Here is a 15,415-nt window from a genome sequence, read left to right as displayed (position 1 = left end):
CTATACATAAATTTTTAACGAGAGAGGAATGAAGCCCATGCTGACTTTTGAGCAAAAATTAAACAACTATGCGGACATCATCGTAAAAATCGGAGCGAACATACAACAAGGACAATCGGTTATGGTTAATGCGACAATTGATGCGCCTGAGCTCGTTCGGCTCGTTGTGAAGAAAGCGTACGAAGCCGGCGCATACCAGGTAAAAGTATTCTGGCATGACGATGCCGTATCCCGTCTTCATTATGATCTTGCGCCGCTTGAATCCTTCCTGGAGGAACCGAAGTGGTCTGCCGGCGAAAAAACCGAAATGGCGGAAAAAGGCGCTGCCTCCATTACCATCGGTTCCGCCGATCCCGATCTGCTTCGCGGCGTGCCGCAGGAGCGCATCCGTACGGCTGACCGCACGGCCCGCACCGCAAGCGAGAAATACCGTCAGATGGCGCAGGCGTTCAAATTCACCTGGTCTTTGGCGACAGCCCCGTCTGCCGCTTGGGCAGCCAAGGTCTTCCCGGATTTGCCGCAAGAGGAGCAAATCGCAAAGCTGTGGGATACCATCTTCCAAATGGTGCGTGCCGACCAGCCGGATCCTATCGCCGCTTGGGAAGCGCACATCAAGCAATTGAAAACCAAAGCGAATTACTTGAACGATAAGGCCTACAAATATCTTCACTATGTGGCTCCTGGCACTGACCTGACGCTCGAAATGCCCAAGGATCAGATCTGGCTCGGCGGCAGCAAGCAAAATGAACAAGGCACCTGGTTCGTACCGAACCTGCCAACGGAAGAAGTCTATTCGGCTCCGCTTCGTACCGGCGTAAACGGAACGATCTCCAGCACCAAGCCGCTCAGCTATAACGGCAACATCGTGGATAACTTCTCGTTCACCTTCGAGAACGGCCGTGTTGTCGATTTCAAGGCCGAGCAAGGCGAGGAAGCAATCAAAGGCCTGCTCGATACCGACGACGCAGCGAAATTCCTGGGCGAGGTCGCTCTTGTGCCGCATAAATCGCCAATCTCGGATTCGAACATCCTGTTCTACAAAACGATTTTCGACGAAAATGCTTCCTGCCATCTGGCACTGGGCAGCGCGTACGCGTCCTGCATCAAAGGCGGCGCCGGCTTGTCGCGCGAGGAGCTGCTCGAAAGAGGCCTGAACCAAAGCATGGCGCATACCGACTTCATGGTCGGCTCCGCCGAGCTCAACCTCTACGGCATCACGGAAGACGGCACCCGCGAGCCTATCCTTGTGAACGGCAACTGGGCGTTTTAATCGACAGCTATCCTTCAGGACGTTGTTATCGACGGTGATCCCGCCGAAAAAATATCTCCCTCCAGTTGCTGTTGAAATCGTGAGGATTTGAATCAAGTTTTTATAGTAATCTCACGATTTCAAAGGCAAGCGTTACACTCTTCCGGGAGATATTTTCTCTTCGAATCCTATCGATTATTTTTTGAGACCATAAAGAGTGGAACTAGGCTTTAAGCCGGTTCCACTCTTTTTTTCGTCCCTCCCTCAATGATTGATAGGTGGAGAAGGAAAAGTATCTCATGGAGGAGCGTTAGCGCTTGCCTTTGTTATCTTGATATAACCGCTGAACATTCGATCAGAATATCAAGATAACAACAGCAACCGGAAGGAGATACTTTCCTGCGCAACCCGATCAATATATTAGCCGCGACCGACTCTACTTATCAAGCATAGACTATAAACATCTTATCTATCAGGAGGAGGCCCCCCTTGATTCATCAGAATGTGAAAACATACCGGTACCGCGTCGGCCATAACAATTACATCATCATCAATATTTATCAAAACGCATCGGCAACCGCTGAAGCCGGCAACGTGCTCGCGAGCAATGCCGTTAACGTGCGAATTACGAAGCAGCTGGCGAAGCAAAAGAAACGCAAGCGTTAATCAGTCTCTTCATTCGTCCAAGCCAGACAGACGAGGAGGTGATTTGAATGGGTCGCAAAAGAACAAAATCCGCTGACAAAAATGTTGTCAAATGGAGCTCGGGCACAACAAACGTCCGCGTTGGCCAATCCGCGAACGCAACGATTAACCAAGGCGGCAACGCGTTTGCCATCAACGCTTCCGAGATCGGCGTCGTCCGTCTCCGTCCAGGCGCGCAAGGATAAGCAGCGCATAGCAAAACAGGGCTGTTCGCCATGGAGATCCTCCTCCACGCGGGCAGCCCTGCTGTTTGTATCATCTTTTTGCTGAAATCAGCTTTACGGTCATCTTCGCCGCGTACATTACGCTAACCACAACCATCATATCGAAGCAGACGTTATACAGGAACAGATGCTTGCCAAGATCTGCTTCGCCATCTCCAACCAACGGTACCGCGAACCCAAACATCCCGGCTAACGCGATTACAAGCAAAGCCTCCAGATACAGCCGTTGCTGCACCGACCCTCTCCGCCTTACATATTCAACAACCAGAATAATGAGATAGACTGCGGCAAAGGCTGCAACAAAACCAAGGTTATTCGGCATGCGGTTCAGCTTGAACGAGCTCCAGGCACTATACGCGCAACTGACCGCCCCGTAAGGCTTGCCCGCCTCCTTCTCGTAGCTGCCCAAGTAAAGCGGCCGGATGCTCATGCCATTTCGCGAAGCACGCTCCAGCTTCTGCATGAACCTGCCCGGATGCTTTGCATAATACAGAAGCACGTCCTTATGGCTGATGCCCTTTAACGCCTCAAGAATACGAGGATCATCCGGCCTGATAACCGTATCCGCTTGAAAAAAGTTCGTGCCCGCGTTTACCTTTAACGCTTCCGGCATGCCGAGCTCCCTGAGATCCGCGGCCGGATCCGGAGAATCCTTCAACACGCCGAAGAACACCGTCTGATACAGGTTAATATGCTTCAGCTGGTTTGGCGCGGCGGCGTACATCGTAACGGTTGCAAGCAGCAGGACGGCCGACCAGGTCCCTGCCGTTCTTCGCCATGCCCGATCGGCGCGAAGCTTCCGGAAGCGCAGCCCAAGCAGCACGAGCAGAAGGCCGATGGGCGCGTTTTGCAGCTTGGTGCCAACCAGACAAACCGCGCATAAGAAGAATGCCGTTAACAGCCAGATGGAAGGCTTGTCCGAGCGGGGCAAGGCTAGTGCCAATCCGAAGGTAAGCAGCAAAAAGATGACGGTGACGGCTTCCCCAAAGAACGAATTGAAATAGGCCGCGTACCCGATATCCAGAAATACCAGCGACAAGCTTGCGACAAGGACGGTATTACTAACAATCGAGCGCTGCTTATTATATTTGACGATTACATGCAAAGCCGCAATATACAGCACGGAATACAGCAGCGACAAGATCCGGATGTCGAACTGCTGCGAATTGACCAGCCTGCCGATCATCCCCGCAACAAACACAAGGATAATCTGAGAGGAGACATAGCTCTCCGCAGAGAAAGGGCCATAATGATATAACGAATGGAAATATCCGAAGTACTTATCCCGGTAGGATTCGCCAGGATCTGCAAAATCAATGCCTCCCGCAAGCATCATGCGGTAAAAGTCGCCATTATTCGCAACTCCGATTGGGCTGAAGAATAAGAGCGGCAATATGACAGCGGCCGCAATAATAACCATAAGCCACTCCAAACGAATCCATGATCTCAAGGGAGAACCTCCGACAAATCTCTACATTTTTGCATGTATGACCTGACTTCCGGACTAGGACTTTATGTGGACAGCCTCTGCTGTGGATATGTTATTAACTTTATGTAAATCTCGATCATATCTGGGGATTAGCCATGTTGATAATGTGGATAAACCTGTGGATTAATTAAATTGCCCGTACAGAAAATAGATATAATCCGTAGCAACGCCAGGATGACCCTGTTGTCTTAGTATTGCCGTCACATTCCCCCGATGATACGTCCCGTGATTCACAACATGCTGAATAAGCCCGGATATTGGCGCTGTCATAGAGCCCGCCCTCGGATGCGTAATGGACGTATGCTTGTCCAGATCATCAACACCGGCCATAAATTCGCGAAATCGGCCCGCAACAAGATTGTAACGCTCCTCAAGCTGAGAAGCGGTCAGCCCCTTCGCTTCCTCCGTCAAACGGTTAACGAGCTGGATCAGGTCCGCTTTCTCCCCCGATATGGCAGCAAGCCACATTTCGTCCCTTACATACAAATGCTCAAGCACTGCGGCAACGGATGGGAACACGCTTTGAACCTCAGCCGCATACACTTCCTCGGGAAGCTGCTTCAAATGCTCAAACAGCCGCTTATTAGCCCAAATATGATACTCATATTGACGGATAATTTCATGACTCATTCCTGTTCATCTCCCTGGTATGAAGATATACTTGCCATTTAATTTTACCAAACATTGCTAAATTGGTTCAATCAAGCCAGGGCACCACTTTTTCCCGAACTATCGAAATGAAACTAATATAAGCGTATAATCGTATGTAGGTGTTATAAGTTCCAATATTGAAAATCGAAAAATGCGGGAGGATGTTTAAAATGTCAATTTTCAAACGACTGCGCGACCTTACTTTATCGAATGTGTATGCTTTGATTGAGAAAGCGGAAGATCCAATCAAGCTGACTGACCAATATATCCGTGACATGCAAGAAGATCTTGAAGATGCCGAGAAAGCGGTAGCCGCTCAGATCGCCCTCGAGAAAAAGTTCAAGCAGCTGTATGAAGAGCAAGCTCAACTGGTGGAAAAACGCGGCGAGCAGGCGCATATCGCGGCGCAAGCTCAGAATATCGACCTTGCCCGCCGGGCGCTGGAAGAGAAGAAAGCGGCAGAAGCAAAAGCCGCGGAATACAAAACAAGCTTTGACAGCAATAAAGCAATGGCCGATAACCTTCGCGCGAAGCTTGACGAAATGCGCAAGCAATTGACGGAAATGAAGAACAAGCGCGAGACGCTGGTTGCCCGCTACCAAGCGGCGAAAGCGCAGGAGCATATCAACAAATCGCTCGCCGGCTTCAGCTCCGACTCTGCAAGCGCAGGCCTCAAACGCATGGAAGAAAAAATGCTGCAAGCAGAAGCCCGCGCCGAAGCAAGCAACGAACTGGCACAATCGAAAGGCAAGTCGCTTGACGATGAGTTCGCCGCTCTGGGCAAGGATAAAGCGGTTGAAGATGAGCTTGCCGCACTTCTGAAGCAATACGAGAAGAAGGAATAGCCCAGTCACGCATTGAATAAAATGGACTGACGTATGATGTCCGCCGGCGCCATCGCTTTGACGGCTGCGCCGGCGGATTTTGCAGTTCTACTACTTTATTGGGGGATAGATTCATGACTTGGACGGATTTATTGCAAATTCCGGTGTGGACAGGCGCTGGGGCGCTGCTGCTTTTTGTCCTCATGTACTTAGACTCGTTGTCCACGAAATACCATGATTTTAAGGAAATGAAAGATGGTAATATTGCTGTAGCGGTCCGATTTGTGATGAAGCTAGGCGCGCAGGCGTACATTCTGGCGTCGTCGATCGGACAGGCAACGTACATGTGGGAAGCTCTTGTGATCTCGCTTGTATCGTTTATTACCCTTCTGATTGTTGAAGCGATTTTCCGTATTATTTTTGGAGCTGTAGCCGGTATTCAGCTGGATAAGGGCATTCACGAGGGCAAGATCGGCTACGCGCTGATCGCCGGTTCCCTTCATATTGCTGGCTCGCTGATCATTGCATCGGTGTAACAGAACAATCGTACGAAGGAGTAAACCTTGATGAGCATTTTTAAACGGATTAAAAATATTATGGCTAAACCCGAGCCTGTCAAAGCGGAGAAAAGCATTTTGTCTCTGGCACCCGGCGATGTATGCGAAGTCTCCCTGGTCACGTATCAGGTGACGGGCAGCAGCCGCAACCGCAGCCGCAATGCGGTTGTCCTGACGCTCCAGGACGGGACGGACATCCGTTACCTGTCAATTGAAGAACGGGAAAGAACCGTGTACGCGTTGTACGAGCAGATCGACGGACGACTCGATACCTTTGACGAGGTGCCGACTACCCTTGAACTGGACGACCGTGCCTACCATATGGAAGAGAACTACTCGGGCGTTATTGCAGCGAGCGGTAAAACGCCGTTCATGCAAGGCGGCGAGCAGTATGTATGGCAGTATCAGTCCGACGATATGAAGCTGCTCCGCGTGGAATGGCTGGACGGGCGCTTCATGCTGTATGTCGGCGAATCGGTGCTCCCTGCCGATGTTCGCGTGATCAGGGGCGCATAATTGCTTCGCAATTCTTTTTAGGAGGAGCATGATGAAGAAATGGTGGCTTCATAGCATCAAAATCATATTATTAATCAGCTTCATTGTTCCAATGCTCGCTGCCTGTGCGATCTCCGACACCGTAAAGGAGCAGTACCCGCTTGAATCGGTGAACGGCTCGGGCAACCAGACGTCTTATGTCTACCGAGCAACGGACCAGACCGTTCCGGAGGTCGCGAAGCAGCTTATCGATAAGAAAAAGCCGGAGCAGCAGTCAGCGGAAAGCACCGAGCGGATGTTCCTCGTCTACAACGACGAGGTCATCCAGATCCAGCAGGCTCCTGATGATCCGGCGGATACGCTGATCGAGATCGACTCCAAGGAATATGTTCGCAATAATTACAGCAGCAGCTTCCTTGAAGGTTATTTGCTAGCCAGCGTGTTGAGCGATCTGTTCGATAACGGCAGGTACGGGCATGGCAATTATCGCGGTTACTCCCAGAAAGACGTCTATAAACCGCAGACCACCTACCATAAGCCAACCGATCAGGATTTGAAAAAAGCACCGCCGATGACGGTCAACCGGACCGGGAAGATCTTCAAGCGTTCGAAGAACGCCGATTCCTCTGCGGTCGGCACCGGCAGCGGCAGCGGCGGTTCCTCCGGTACAACCGGCAAGGTTATTACCGGAGGCTCATCAAGCTCGTCGAAGAAGAAGTCGGTCTTCACCAAGCCGAAGAGATCGGCGCCGAAGATCCGAATGGGCTCCGGCCGCGTATCGCGGCGGCGATGATGCCTATGTGATGAAGCCAACCAGCCCATCTGGTTGGCTTTTTTGTCGGCCCTGCCTGCTTTGAGGAGTTGGCTTAACGATGCGCGACAGCGTTAAGCTCTCCTCCAACTTGTAATTATTAATGCTGCGACTATGCGCCCACAGACGAAGATTGTGGTTTTCGCCAAAGAACCAAGCAATAGACACAAAGAAACCGTCCGAGCTGTCGCTGCGGGACGGTTTTTTTGCGTAAGTTATGTTAATGCAGCCTGCATTTAGTAGCCAATGTCGTCCCGTTCTGCAGCTTTTTGAGCGACAAACTCGGTCATTTCCTCTACACCGGCATCCCTGAACTTATCTTGAGCATTGTGAAGGATTTTCAAAGCTTCTTCATCCGATTTCGCGAAGTAGGCTTTCTGCAATTCCGCGTTAAAATCAAAGCCGCCTATCTTGTCGCGATATTGCTGATATTTCGGCCATTCTCTTTCAAGATAGGTCGCGCTTACTTTATCAATAATTTTAATCGGCATTTTCGCCGAGAAGCTTTCCTCCAGCTTATCCCATTGCGTTTTTTGTTCTTCCGTTTTCGGCCATGTCACCGTATCGGAGAATGCGCCAATGAATCTTCCCGGAAGGAAGTTAAGTCCCGCGTCGCGCTTCAAGTCCGGGTTCTCGTCAAATTGCTTCTTCACGTCCGGAATCCATTGCGGCTTTCCGTCCGCCATCGTATAATGGGTGCCCTCAATCCCCCAGTAAGCGAGCAGGCGGCCTTCGTCGCTGTTTACGAAATCAAGGTAACGAAGAGCGGCATCCGGGTCTTTGATCTTCGCGCTCAAGAAGATGGCAGGGAATCCGGAACGTCCCGGCTTCTCAACCTGCGTCGCGATTTCACCGTTCTTATTCTTAAACGGACCAAGCAGCTCGTATTGCATTTCCGGATTGGTCTTATACAGCGTTTTTTGCAGATCGAGGAGCAGAGGTTGGGCTCCAAATACCGCCAGCTTGCCGGTAGTCAGCTTCTCTTTGGCTGTCGTGTCGGTGTTGCTGAACGCTTCAAGATCGAATAATCCGTCCTTGATCAGCTTCCGCATATACAGCATCTTGTCTTCCTCGTCTTTGGATAAAGCCCAGAAGTTCAGCTTGCCGTCTTCCTCGCGGAAGTCCGAAATATTGTAACCCGTCCAGCCTTTCGTGAACTGGCTGGAATCCCAGCCGTTGTGCATCGTGCCGGCAGGAATAACAGGCTTGCCGCTGATATCTTTGAAATTGCCGTTTTTGATCTTCTCCAGCAAGTCGTACAGCTCTTCCTGGGTATCAATATCCGCCGCGTTTACGTTCAGCGCCTTCAAAATATCGCCGCGGGCAAAAAGGCCATAATTCCAGTTATGAATGCTTTCGATCGAACCGTCAGGCGTTTCCGTCGGAATAATATACTGCTTGCCTTCCAGATCGGGACTGTTCATGTCAAACTCGGCAAAGTCCTTCGCAATGCCGGTTGTGACCAATCTCTTCACATTCGGATATTTATCGAGATAAGGCGTTAAGTCAAGAAGCTGACCTTCCAGAGCGGCTTTCTTGATGACTTGTCCTTCGCCGCCAGTCGTCGACCAGTACGGAGCGTTTACGATATCCGGAACCGTGCCGGAAGCGAACATCGTATTCAGCTTCTCGACTTCGCTTGTCGTGATCGATTCCATCTTGAGCGTGACGCCAGTCTTCTCTCTTATCGCTTTGGCTACCGGATTGTTCACCTGGTCTTGCGGGAAGCCTGCTCCGCCGCCATTCCAGGCGCTTAGGAAGGTTAACGTGACCTGCTTAGGTGCATCCGCTTCTTTTTGCCCCGTATTCGTTGCGTTTCCTGCAGTCGAATTTGGTTCGTTGTTCCCCCCATTATCGCTGCACGCCGACATCGACAATGCAAGCAGCGGGATCGCAGCAGCCAGGCCAAGAGAACCTTTTAATCTGGTTTTACGCATTTGACAAGCCCCTCTCATTTTTTAATTGTATATATAAAAGGCAATGCCTTTTATACCCCTCGCGACTATTCTTTGAGCGAACCTACCAGTACACCCTTTACGAAGAACCTTTGAAGGAACGGATACACGCAGAGAATCGGAGTTGTAATGATGATAACAAAGGTCATTCGCAGCGCTTCCGGCGTTACGCCCCGCAGCTCCATTTGGGATTGACTCATGTTTTGGATAGACGATCCGCCGCCCGAACCCGTCATCGTCTGGAAGGACGCTTCGCTGATCATCTTGTTCAGGAATGTCGCTGCGGGCTGAAGGTTTTCTTTCGATATGAAGAACTGACCGGTAAACCAGTCGTTCCACACGCCAACTCCTACAAACAAAGCTATGGTTGCGAGTACAGGCATGGACAGCGGGAGAATAATCCGGGCAAACACCTGCAGCTCGCTTGCGCCGTCGATTCGGGCTGATTCCGACAAGCTCGGAGGGATCCCGTCAAAGAACGTCTTCATTACAATCGCATTAAAAAAGTCATACAGCACGGGCAGCACGAGCACCCAATACGTATCGATAATATGAATTTGCCGGTACAAAATGAAAGTCGGAATCAATCCGCCGCTGAACAAGGTCGTAAAGAAGAAGAAAAAGACGATATATTTCCTTCCCGGCAGACCTTTCCGCGAAAGACCGTAAGCGAGCAAAGAAGTCAGCATGACGGAGCATAGAGTTACGATAAAAGTACGCGAAACGGAAATCGTAAAGGCATTTAAGACCTGCGGGTTATTAAATGCCTTGGAATAGTTCTCAAGCGTAAAAACGCGAGGGTAGAAGTAAATGCCGCCTTTCATGGCGTCATAGCCGTCATTGAACGAAAGCGCTAAAAAATAAATAAAGGGGTAGAGTGCCGTCAGGCAAAATATGATCAGCACGGCATAATTCAAGGACGAATAAATTTTATCGGCTGTCGACATTCTTCTCGTGCCCATCCCACACCTCCTGAAATGAATTAGCAAAGTTCTAAAATGAATCATCACCTAAATGGCATTCATGCCATTTACCATAGAGATACGTCGCTTACCTTCTTGGCTACCTTGTTAACCGTTATAATAAGGATCAGCGAGATTGCCGATTTGAACAATCCGATCGCCGTGGAATAAGCGAATTGTCCTTGCTGGATACCCGTCTTGAGCACGTAGGTGTCCAATATCTCAGAGACGCTTAACGTAGCAGGCGTCTGCATTAGCCATATTTGGTCAAACCCGGCATTCAGAATGCCGCTTAAGGAGAAGATCAGCAGAATGCCGATCGTAGGCACCAAGGTTGGCAGCGTGATTTTGAACAGCTTGCTCCAGCGGCCCGCCCCGTCCATTTCCGCGGCTTCATACAAGTGTGGATCGATGTTGGTTAGGGCGGCCAAATAAATGATGGATCCCCATCCGATCCCCTTCCAGATATCGGAAGTGATGACCAGAGGATAAAATAAGGACGGCATTCCCATAAAAAAGATCGAATCGAGTCCCATTTTTTCGCGGATGTCATTCACAAGACCAACGTTGGGAGAAAGAATCTTTTGCATCAGGGTTACGACAACGACCCAGGATACAAAGTGGGGCAAGTAAGAAATCGTTTGGAAGATCCGCTTTATTTTGCTGCGCATCACGGCATTAAGCATTAAGGCGAGAATCAGCGGTGCCGGAAATCCGAACAACAGCTTAAGGCCGCTGATCGACAGCGTATTTTTGAGGACCGAATAAAAGCTGGAGTCATTCAAGAACTGCTTGAAGAACCGCAGTCCTTCCCATGGACTTCCCATAATTCCTAAGTTGTACTTGAAATCTTTAAATGCAATCAAAACGCCGTACATCGGATAATAGCTGAACACCAGATACCAAATAACAGCTGGAAGCATAAATAAGTAGGCGTGCCTGAAATACCAAACTCTAGACCAAGTCTCGCTCTTTTTTTTCGGGATCGGCATGACTTCCACTTTTGCCTCGTTCACAATCATTGTCTCTTCCACCTCCTAAATGAATAACACACCCGCGACCGGGCTTTTCCAGTGGTATGATTCATACTTCGCTAGCAATTGCTTAGGCTAAAAGCAGCTTGCTACTTCAATCGCGGAATTGGCTAACTTTCCCCAAAGGTGAAAGCGGTTTCATATATGTTAATATAATATATTTAATATATATAATCAATACGACCAATGAACGATTTTAGGGGTTATTTGAGCAAAAAAGCTGGATTTTCAAACAAAACATGGGTATTTCTCTAATTATCTATTTCATCTGATTTCATTTAATCTATATAACATATTAAATATGTTTGTCGTATTATGTAGTATCTTGGAGCTTTTGGTCGCATAAACGCCAATCTTCGCCTTCGCCGGCAAGACTTTTGACATGGTTGCGGGGCGGATAGCACCATTCTAACAGCCTATGTTCGTCCGTTTATCTGCAATGGAAGAAAGACAAACATGATCGTAACTTCGCCGTCACATGATTGGTATGCAAGCCCATATACTAGAAGTAACAACACTTAGGGTAAGGGGCTGGATAGGCATGAGGAGCAAAGCGCGCAAGGTAGCGATCGTCGGGGTTGGCAACGTGGGGTCAAGCTGCGCGTATTCCCTTATCAATCAGTCGATATGCGACGAGATTATGCTAATCGGACGGACATCTGACCGCGCAGCGGCGCAAGCGCTCGACATGTCGCATGGCATGGATTTTATCCATTCCCGCACGAAGATCTATACCGGTACGTACGAGGATTGCTCAGATATGGACGTCGTTATTCTGTCCGCCGGCGGTTACCCGCCAAAAGGAAAGGACCGTATGGGCATGCTAAGCGCGGTCGCAGACATCTATGGCCATATCATTCCGCGGATTATGGACAGCGGATTTAACGGTATTTTTCTGGCGGCGGCGAATCCGGTTGACGTGGTTACTTATATCGTATGGAAGCTTTCGGGACTACCCCGCAGCCAGGTTATAGGCTCCGGCACATCCATTGACTCAGCCCGACTCAAGACGCTGCTTTGCGAGCATTTCTCCGTCGATCCGCGAAGCGTGCACGGCTACGTGCTGGGTGAACACGGAGAATCCCAATTCCCGGCATGGTCGCATGTGACCATCGGCGGCAAGCCGATAGGGGATATTTTGACCCAGCATCCCGTCCGGTTCGGCCATCTCAAGCTGAATGAAATTGCCGAGCAGACCAAGAATGCAGGCTGGGAAATTTACACCCGCATGGGCTCCACCCACTACGGCATCGGCAATGCGCTTGCCTACATCACCCGCTCCGTTCTGTATGATGAGCACCGCATCATCGCCGTCTCCTCCATCCTGGAGCAGGAATACAACCAGACAGGCATGGCGGCAGGCGTTCCCGCCATCATTACCCGCAGCGGAGTAAAGGAAATTATTGAGCTTAATTTGACGCCGGAAGAAGATCGGCAGATGGATTTTTCATGCGGTATCATTCGCGGGGCAATTGAGCAGTTGAAGCTGGGATGATACAATGGAGGACATCATTCATTCTTATTATCCGGGAGATAACCTCTTATGTCTTTGAACCAGCTCACTGATCAACAGCTACAGGAAGCAATCGCGAGCGGAGACTCCGTGCTTGTTCTGTACCGCAGCACCTTCTGCACGCCTTGCCATACGATTGCCGGACAACTCGAGGCCGTCGCTCCCTCCCTTCGCGGGGAGATGGCCATTGCTTCCGTTAACATCGATCTGTTCCCGCAGACAGCCGCTCCGCTTGAGCTGCGCGCCGTTCCTGCCATAGTCTTGTATAAGGATGGCGAGCCGATTACAGTGATGCGGACATTCGTAGCCTGCCAGTCGTTTATTGAAATTCTTAGTCATCGGACGAAATAATAAATTGATTATTCAGATAATATCAAGTATGATGTTCGTTATATAACATCGAGGAACGGGATAGTAGCAGGATGATGCCCATGAGCAGCGAGCCGGGTTGGTGAAAGCCGGCGATGGCGCGTTTTGCGAAAAGGACCCGGGAGATGGCTGGCCGAACCTATAACCTGCAGTAGGCCTGCCCGGTTCAGTACCGTTACAACGGCGAGATGCTTAGAGCAGCGCGATTATTATTCTTCCGCCTGCCAATAAGCAACAAGAGTGGCACCGCGGGATTAACCCCCGTCTCTTACGAGACGGGGGTTTTATGTTTTTATTTTTGCTACCATTTTTTCAGGAGGCTTACCCTTATGTTAAAAGAAATGATTGCCGCAAGTCTGGCGGAGCATTGCTCCTTATCCAGCCAGCAAATTGCGGAGCTTCTGGAGTTCCCGCCTAACGAGCTGCTTGGCGACGTCGCTTTCCCCTGCTTTGCCCTGTCGAAGACGATGAAGCAAAGCCCCGCTCAAATTGCCGGACAACTGGCCGCTTCCCTGCCTGGCAGCAGTCAGTGGACAACATCCGCTGCCGGTCCCTACCTTAATTTCAAGTTCAACCGCGCTGCCGTAGTAGAACAATTCGTACAGAATGGCGGAGCGCAAATACCGGACATTGGCGGGGGCAAACGCGTCATTATCGACATGTCCTCCCCCAATATCGCCAAGCCGTTTGGCATCGGGCATCTGCGTTCGACGATGATCGGCAACGCGCTATACAACCTGCTCCGCAAGGTAGGCTACGATACGGTTAACGTTAATCATCTTGGCGACTGGGGCACCCAATTCGGCAAAATGATTGCGGCTTATCTGAAATGGGGAGACCCCTCTTACAAAGCCGAGGATCCGATTAAAGCCTACCTTGAGCTGTATGTCCGCTTCCATGAAGAAGCACAGCTGCAGCCGGAGCTGGAGACGGAAGCGCGGGAATGGTTCGTCAAGCTGGAGAGCGGCGACCCGGAAGCTCACCGTTATTGGAGAATGTTCATCGAGGATAGTCTCGCCGCTTTCAACAAGCTATATGACCGTCTAGGCGTGTCCTTCGACCACTATCTTGGCGAAAGCTTCTATAACGACAAAATGGATGCCGTAGTCGATCGGCTGTCGGATCTCGGACTACTTGAAGAGAGCGACGGCGCCTTAGTCGTGCGTCTCGACGAAGAAGGGCTCCCTCCCTGCATCATTAAAAAATCCGACGGCTCCTCCATCTACGCTACGCGCGACTTGGCCACCGCGATCTACCGCCATGACCGGATGCAAGGCGATGAGCTCCTGTATGTGGTTGGCGCAGAGCAGTCCCTGCATTTCCGCCAGCTGTTCCTGGTGCTCGAGCGTATGGGTTTGGATTGGGCAAAAGAGTGCAAGCATGTGCCGTTTGGCCTGATGCTGATGGACGGGCAAAAAATGTCGACCCGCAGAGGCAAGGTCGTCTTTCTTGAGGATGTTCTGGATGAAGCGGCAGCGCATGCTCTGCGCATCATTGAGGAGAAAAATCCAAACCTCGCGGGTAAGGAAGAGGTTGCGGAAGCCGTTGGCGTTGGCGCGGTGATCTTCGGCGACCTTCTCCATTCCCGGCTGCATGAGGTGAACTTCTCGCTTGAGGACGTCGTTAACTTCGAAGGCGAGACCGGGCCATACGTGCAGTACACCTATGCCCGGACACAAAGCTTACTACATAAAGCAGCAGGCGGCATCACAGGAGATAACCATTCTGAAACCGCCAACTACCAATATGCCGAAGGCGACCACTCCTGGCTGCTGGCCAAGTCGCTGATGCGCTACCCGGATGCGCTCGCGCTAGCTTCGCAGCGGCATGAACCGTCTGTTGTTGCCCGTTATCTTATCGAGCTCGCTCAAACCTTCAACCGGTTCTATCATCACGAGAAAATCATTACCGGCCATGCAGCCGAGCAAGGCGCCAAGCTTGCGCTTGTCCGCATGACGGCTGACCTTCTCCAAGACGGGCTGCAGCTGTTGGGAGTAAAACCGCTGAAGGAAATGTAGATAATTAACGGGGGCAGCCGCTTTTACCGCTGCCCCCGTTAATTACTTGTTCCTTTGAATGTCGGATTCCTCAACATAATTTCGATACTGTCTCCCGCAACAGTAATTGATGATATCCTCATTGATCTCCGGGTACAGCTGAACAGCGTGCAGCTCCGAAATCGGAATCCATTTTACGCCCGTCTGGTTAGGGTCAGGAGTATCCGGGAGTTTGGGGATTGAACCGTTCTTCAGGGTACATTCAAAGGTAACCCCTACTGAATGAGTATCTCCGTAGATGCGGTTATTTTTCGCGGGTTGATATTCGTATACAAATGCCAACGAACCAACATCTACCTCCACGCAAGCCTCTTCCAGAGCCTCCCGTTTCACTGCTTCCGCGAGCGTTTCTCCAGCTTCAAGGCCGCCTGCCGGAAGGTTATAATGCACGCCGTCGTCATTATCGTTCTTAAACTCGATTAGCAAAATCTCTTCATTCACTACAATCAAAGCACATGCCCGTAGACGTATCTTCTCCATGCCATTTCCCGCCTTTGTCTTATTAGGAATGAGTCCGTTA

Annotated in this window: 16 protein-coding genes and 1 other annotated feature; of the genes, 10 read left to right on the top strand and 6 right to left on the bottom strand. The window is 50.5% G+C overall.

What is annotated here, in order from left to right; genetic code table 11:
* The first annotated feature begins 37 nt into the window (after window positions 1-37).
* The 3 genes from M3194_RS25680 to M3194_RS25670 all read left to right on the top strand — a co-directional run bounded on the left by M3194_RS25680 (window position 38) and on the right by M3194_RS25670 (window position 2,139).
* Window positions 38-1,270 (top strand): aminopeptidase, encoded by a 1,233-nt coding sequence (locus tag M3194_RS25680; protein WP_251656950.1) that lies wholly within the window; start codon window positions 38-40, stop codon window positions 1,268-1,270.
* 468 nt (window positions 1,271-1,738) lie between these two features.
* Window positions 1,739-1,915, top strand: coding sequence for a hypothetical protein (locus M3194_RS25675; protein WP_251656949.1), 177 nt, complete (start codon window positions 1,739-1,741; stop codon window positions 1,913-1,915).
* 47 nt (window positions 1,916-1,962) lie between these two features.
* Complete coding sequence (locus M3194_RS25670) at window positions 1,963-2,139, top strand: hypothetical protein (RefSeq protein WP_251656948.1); 177 nt, start codon at window positions 1,963-1,965, stop codon at window positions 2,137-2,139.
* A 70-nt stretch (window positions 2,140-2,209) separates the two neighbouring features.
* Here the strand turns inward: M3194_RS25670 and wsfD are convergent, their stop codons facing one another.
* Together wsfD and M3194_RS25660 are read right to left on the bottom strand one after the other, a co-directional pair.
* Window positions 2,210-3,628: a glycan biosynthesis hexose transferase WsfD gene (gene wsfD, locus M3194_RS25665; protein ID WP_251656947.1), complete on the bottom strand. Its 1,419-nt coding sequence runs from the start codon at window positions 3,626-3,628 to the stop codon at window positions 2,210-2,212.
* A gap of 162 nt (window positions 3,629-3,790) precedes the next feature.
* On the bottom strand, window positions 3,791-4,297 hold the full coding sequence (locus tag M3194_RS25660; RefSeq protein WP_251656946.1) for a DinB family protein: 507 nt from the start codon (window positions 4,295-4,297) through the stop codon (window positions 3,791-3,793).
* Window positions 4,298-4,488: 191 nt separating this feature from the next.
* Between M3194_RS25660 and M3194_RS25655 the strand changes: the two genes are divergently transcribed.
* From M3194_RS25655 to M3194_RS25640, 4 genes are all read left to right on the top strand, one after another.
* Window positions 4,489-5,163 carry a PspA/IM30 family protein gene (locus M3194_RS25655; RefSeq protein WP_251656945.1) on the top strand — a complete coding sequence of 225 codons (675 nt, stop codon included), beginning with the start codon at window positions 4,489-4,491 and terminating at the stop codon, window positions 5,161-5,163.
* 113 nt (window positions 5,164-5,276) lie between these two features.
* Window positions 5,277-5,678, top strand: a complete 402-nt coding sequence (locus tag M3194_RS25650; RefSeq protein WP_251656944.1) for a DUF350 domain-containing protein — start codon at window positions 5,277-5,279, stop codon at window positions 5,676-5,678.
* A gap of 30 nt (window positions 5,679-5,708) precedes the next feature.
* Entirely contained in the window at window positions 5,709-6,215 is a 507-nt protein-coding gene (locus M3194_RS25645; RefSeq protein WP_251656943.1) for a DUF4178 domain-containing protein, read from the top strand.
* Between the two features lie 31 nt (window positions 6,216-6,246).
* Window positions 6,247-6,987, top strand: a complete 741-nt coding sequence (locus M3194_RS25640; protein ID WP_251656942.1) for a DUF4247 domain-containing protein — start codon at window positions 6,247-6,249, stop codon at window positions 6,985-6,987.
* Window positions 6,988-7,241: 254 nt separating this feature from the next.
* On the opposite strand, the gene M3194_RS25635 is transcribed toward M3194_RS25640, so the two are convergent.
* The 3 genes from M3194_RS25635 to M3194_RS25625 all read right to left on the bottom strand — a co-directional run bounded on the left by M3194_RS25635 (window position 7,242) and on the right by M3194_RS25625 (window position 10,944).
* A complete protein-coding gene (locus tag M3194_RS25635; RefSeq protein WP_251656941.1) occupies window positions 7,242-8,942 on the bottom strand; it encodes an extracellular solute-binding protein in 1,701 nt (566 codons plus the stop codon).
* Between the two features lie 65 nt (window positions 8,943-9,007).
* A complete protein-coding gene (locus M3194_RS25630; RefSeq protein ID WP_251656940.1) occupies window positions 9,008-9,922 on the bottom strand; it encodes a carbohydrate ABC transporter permease in 915 nt (304 codons plus the stop codon).
* Between the two features lie 68 nt (window positions 9,923-9,990).
* A complete protein-coding gene (locus M3194_RS25625) occupies window positions 9,991-10,944 on the bottom strand; it encodes an ABC transporter permease (protein ID WP_251656939.1) in 954 nt (317 codons plus the stop codon).
* Between the two features lie 553 nt (window positions 10,945-11,497).
* Between M3194_RS25625 and M3194_RS25620 the strand changes: the two genes are divergently transcribed.
* The 3 genes from M3194_RS25620 (at window position 11,498) to argS (ending at window position 14,856) form a co-directional block, all read left to right on the top strand.
* On the top strand, window positions 11,498-12,451 hold the full coding sequence (locus M3194_RS25620; RefSeq protein ID WP_251656938.1) for an L-lactate dehydrogenase: 954 nt from the start codon (window positions 11,498-11,500) through the stop codon (window positions 12,449-12,451).
* A 48-nt stretch (window positions 12,452-12,499) separates the two neighbouring features.
* On the top strand, window positions 12,500-12,820 hold the full coding sequence (locus M3194_RS25615; protein WP_251656937.1) for a thioredoxin family protein: 321 nt from the start codon (window positions 12,500-12,502) through the stop codon (window positions 12,818-12,820).
* 42 nt (window positions 12,821-12,862) lie between these two features.
* Window positions 12,863-13,110: a binding site (T-box leader), on the top strand.
* Between the two features lie 57 nt (window positions 13,111-13,167).
* Window positions 13,168-14,856 (top strand): arginine--tRNA ligase, encoded by a 1,689-nt coding sequence (gene argS, locus M3194_RS25610; RefSeq protein WP_251656936.1) that lies wholly within the window; start codon window positions 13,168-13,170, stop codon window positions 14,854-14,856.
* Window positions 14,857-14,898: 42 nt separating this feature from the next.
* Here the strand turns inward: argS and M3194_RS25605 are convergent, their stop codons facing one another.
* Window positions 14,899-15,375, bottom strand: coding sequence for an NUDIX domain-containing protein (locus M3194_RS25605; protein WP_251656935.1), 477 nt, complete (start codon window positions 15,373-15,375; stop codon window positions 14,899-14,901).
* Window positions 15,376-15,415 lie beyond the last annotated feature (40 nt).

It is taken from the genome of Paenibacillus glycanilyticus (assembly GCF_023715145.1).
GTDB lineage: Bacteria > Bacillota > Bacilli > Paenibacillales > Paenibacillaceae > Pristimantibacillus > Pristimantibacillus glycanilyticus_A.
The sequence above is the reverse complement of the archived record's forward strand: the minus strand, read 5'-3'. Positions and strand labels throughout refer to the sequence as shown.

What these genes read in the sequence shown, in the direction of transcription:
- M3194_RS25615 (WP_251656937.1), top strand. Translation starts at nt 12,500, where the DNA reads ATGTCTTTGAACCAGCTCACTGATCAACAGCTACAGGAAGCAATCGCG.
- M3194_RS25650 (WP_251656944.1), top strand. Translation starts at nt 5,277, where the DNA reads ATGACTTGGACGGATTTATTGCAAATTCCGGTGTGGACAGGCGCTGGG.
- M3194_RS25635 (WP_251656941.1), bottom strand. Translation starts at nt 8,942, where the DNA reads ATGCGTAAAACCAGATTAAAAGGTTCTCTTGGCCTGGCTGCTGCGATC.
- M3194_RS25655 (WP_251656945.1), top strand. Translation starts at nt 4,489, where the DNA reads ATGTCAATTTTCAAACGACTGCGCGACCTTACTTTATCGAATGTGTAT.
- M3194_RS25670 (WP_251656948.1), top strand. Translation starts at nt 1,963, where the DNA reads ATGGGTCGCAAAAGAACAAAATCCGCTGACAAAAATGTTGTCAAATGG.
- M3194_RS25605 (WP_251656935.1), bottom strand. Translation starts at nt 15,375, where the DNA reads ATGGAGAAGATACGTCTACGGGCATGTGCTTTGATTGTAGTGAATGAA.
- M3194_RS25630 (WP_251656940.1), bottom strand. Translation starts at nt 9,922, where the DNA reads ATGGGCACGAGAAGAATGTCGACAGCCGATAAAATTTATTCGTCCTTG.
- M3194_RS25660 (WP_251656946.1), bottom strand. Translation starts at nt 4,297, where the DNA reads ATGAGTCATGAAATTATCCGTCAATATGAGTATCATATTTGGGCTAAT.
- argS (WP_251656936.1), top strand. Translation starts at nt 13,168, where the DNA reads ATGTTAAAAGAAATGATTGCCGCAAGTCTGGCGGAGCATTGCTCCTTA.
- M3194_RS25680 (WP_251656950.1), top strand. Translation starts at nt 38, where the DNA reads ATGCTGACTTTTGAGCAAAAATTAAACAACTATGCGGACATCATCGTA.
- M3194_RS25620 (WP_251656938.1), top strand. Translation starts at nt 11,498, where the DNA reads ATGAGGAGCAAAGCGCGCAAGGTAGCGATCGTCGGGGTTGGCAACGTG.
- M3194_RS25645 (WP_251656943.1), top strand. Translation starts at nt 5,709, where the DNA reads ATGAGCATTTTTAAACGGATTAAAAATATTATGGCTAAACCCGAGCCT.
- M3194_RS25640 (WP_251656942.1), top strand. Translation starts at nt 6,247, where the DNA reads ATGAAGAAATGGTGGCTTCATAGCATCAAAATCATATTATTAATCAGC.
- M3194_RS25625 (WP_251656939.1), bottom strand. Translation starts at nt 10,944, where the DNA reads ATGATTGTGAACGAGGCAAAAGTGGAAGTCATGCCGATCCCGAAAAAA.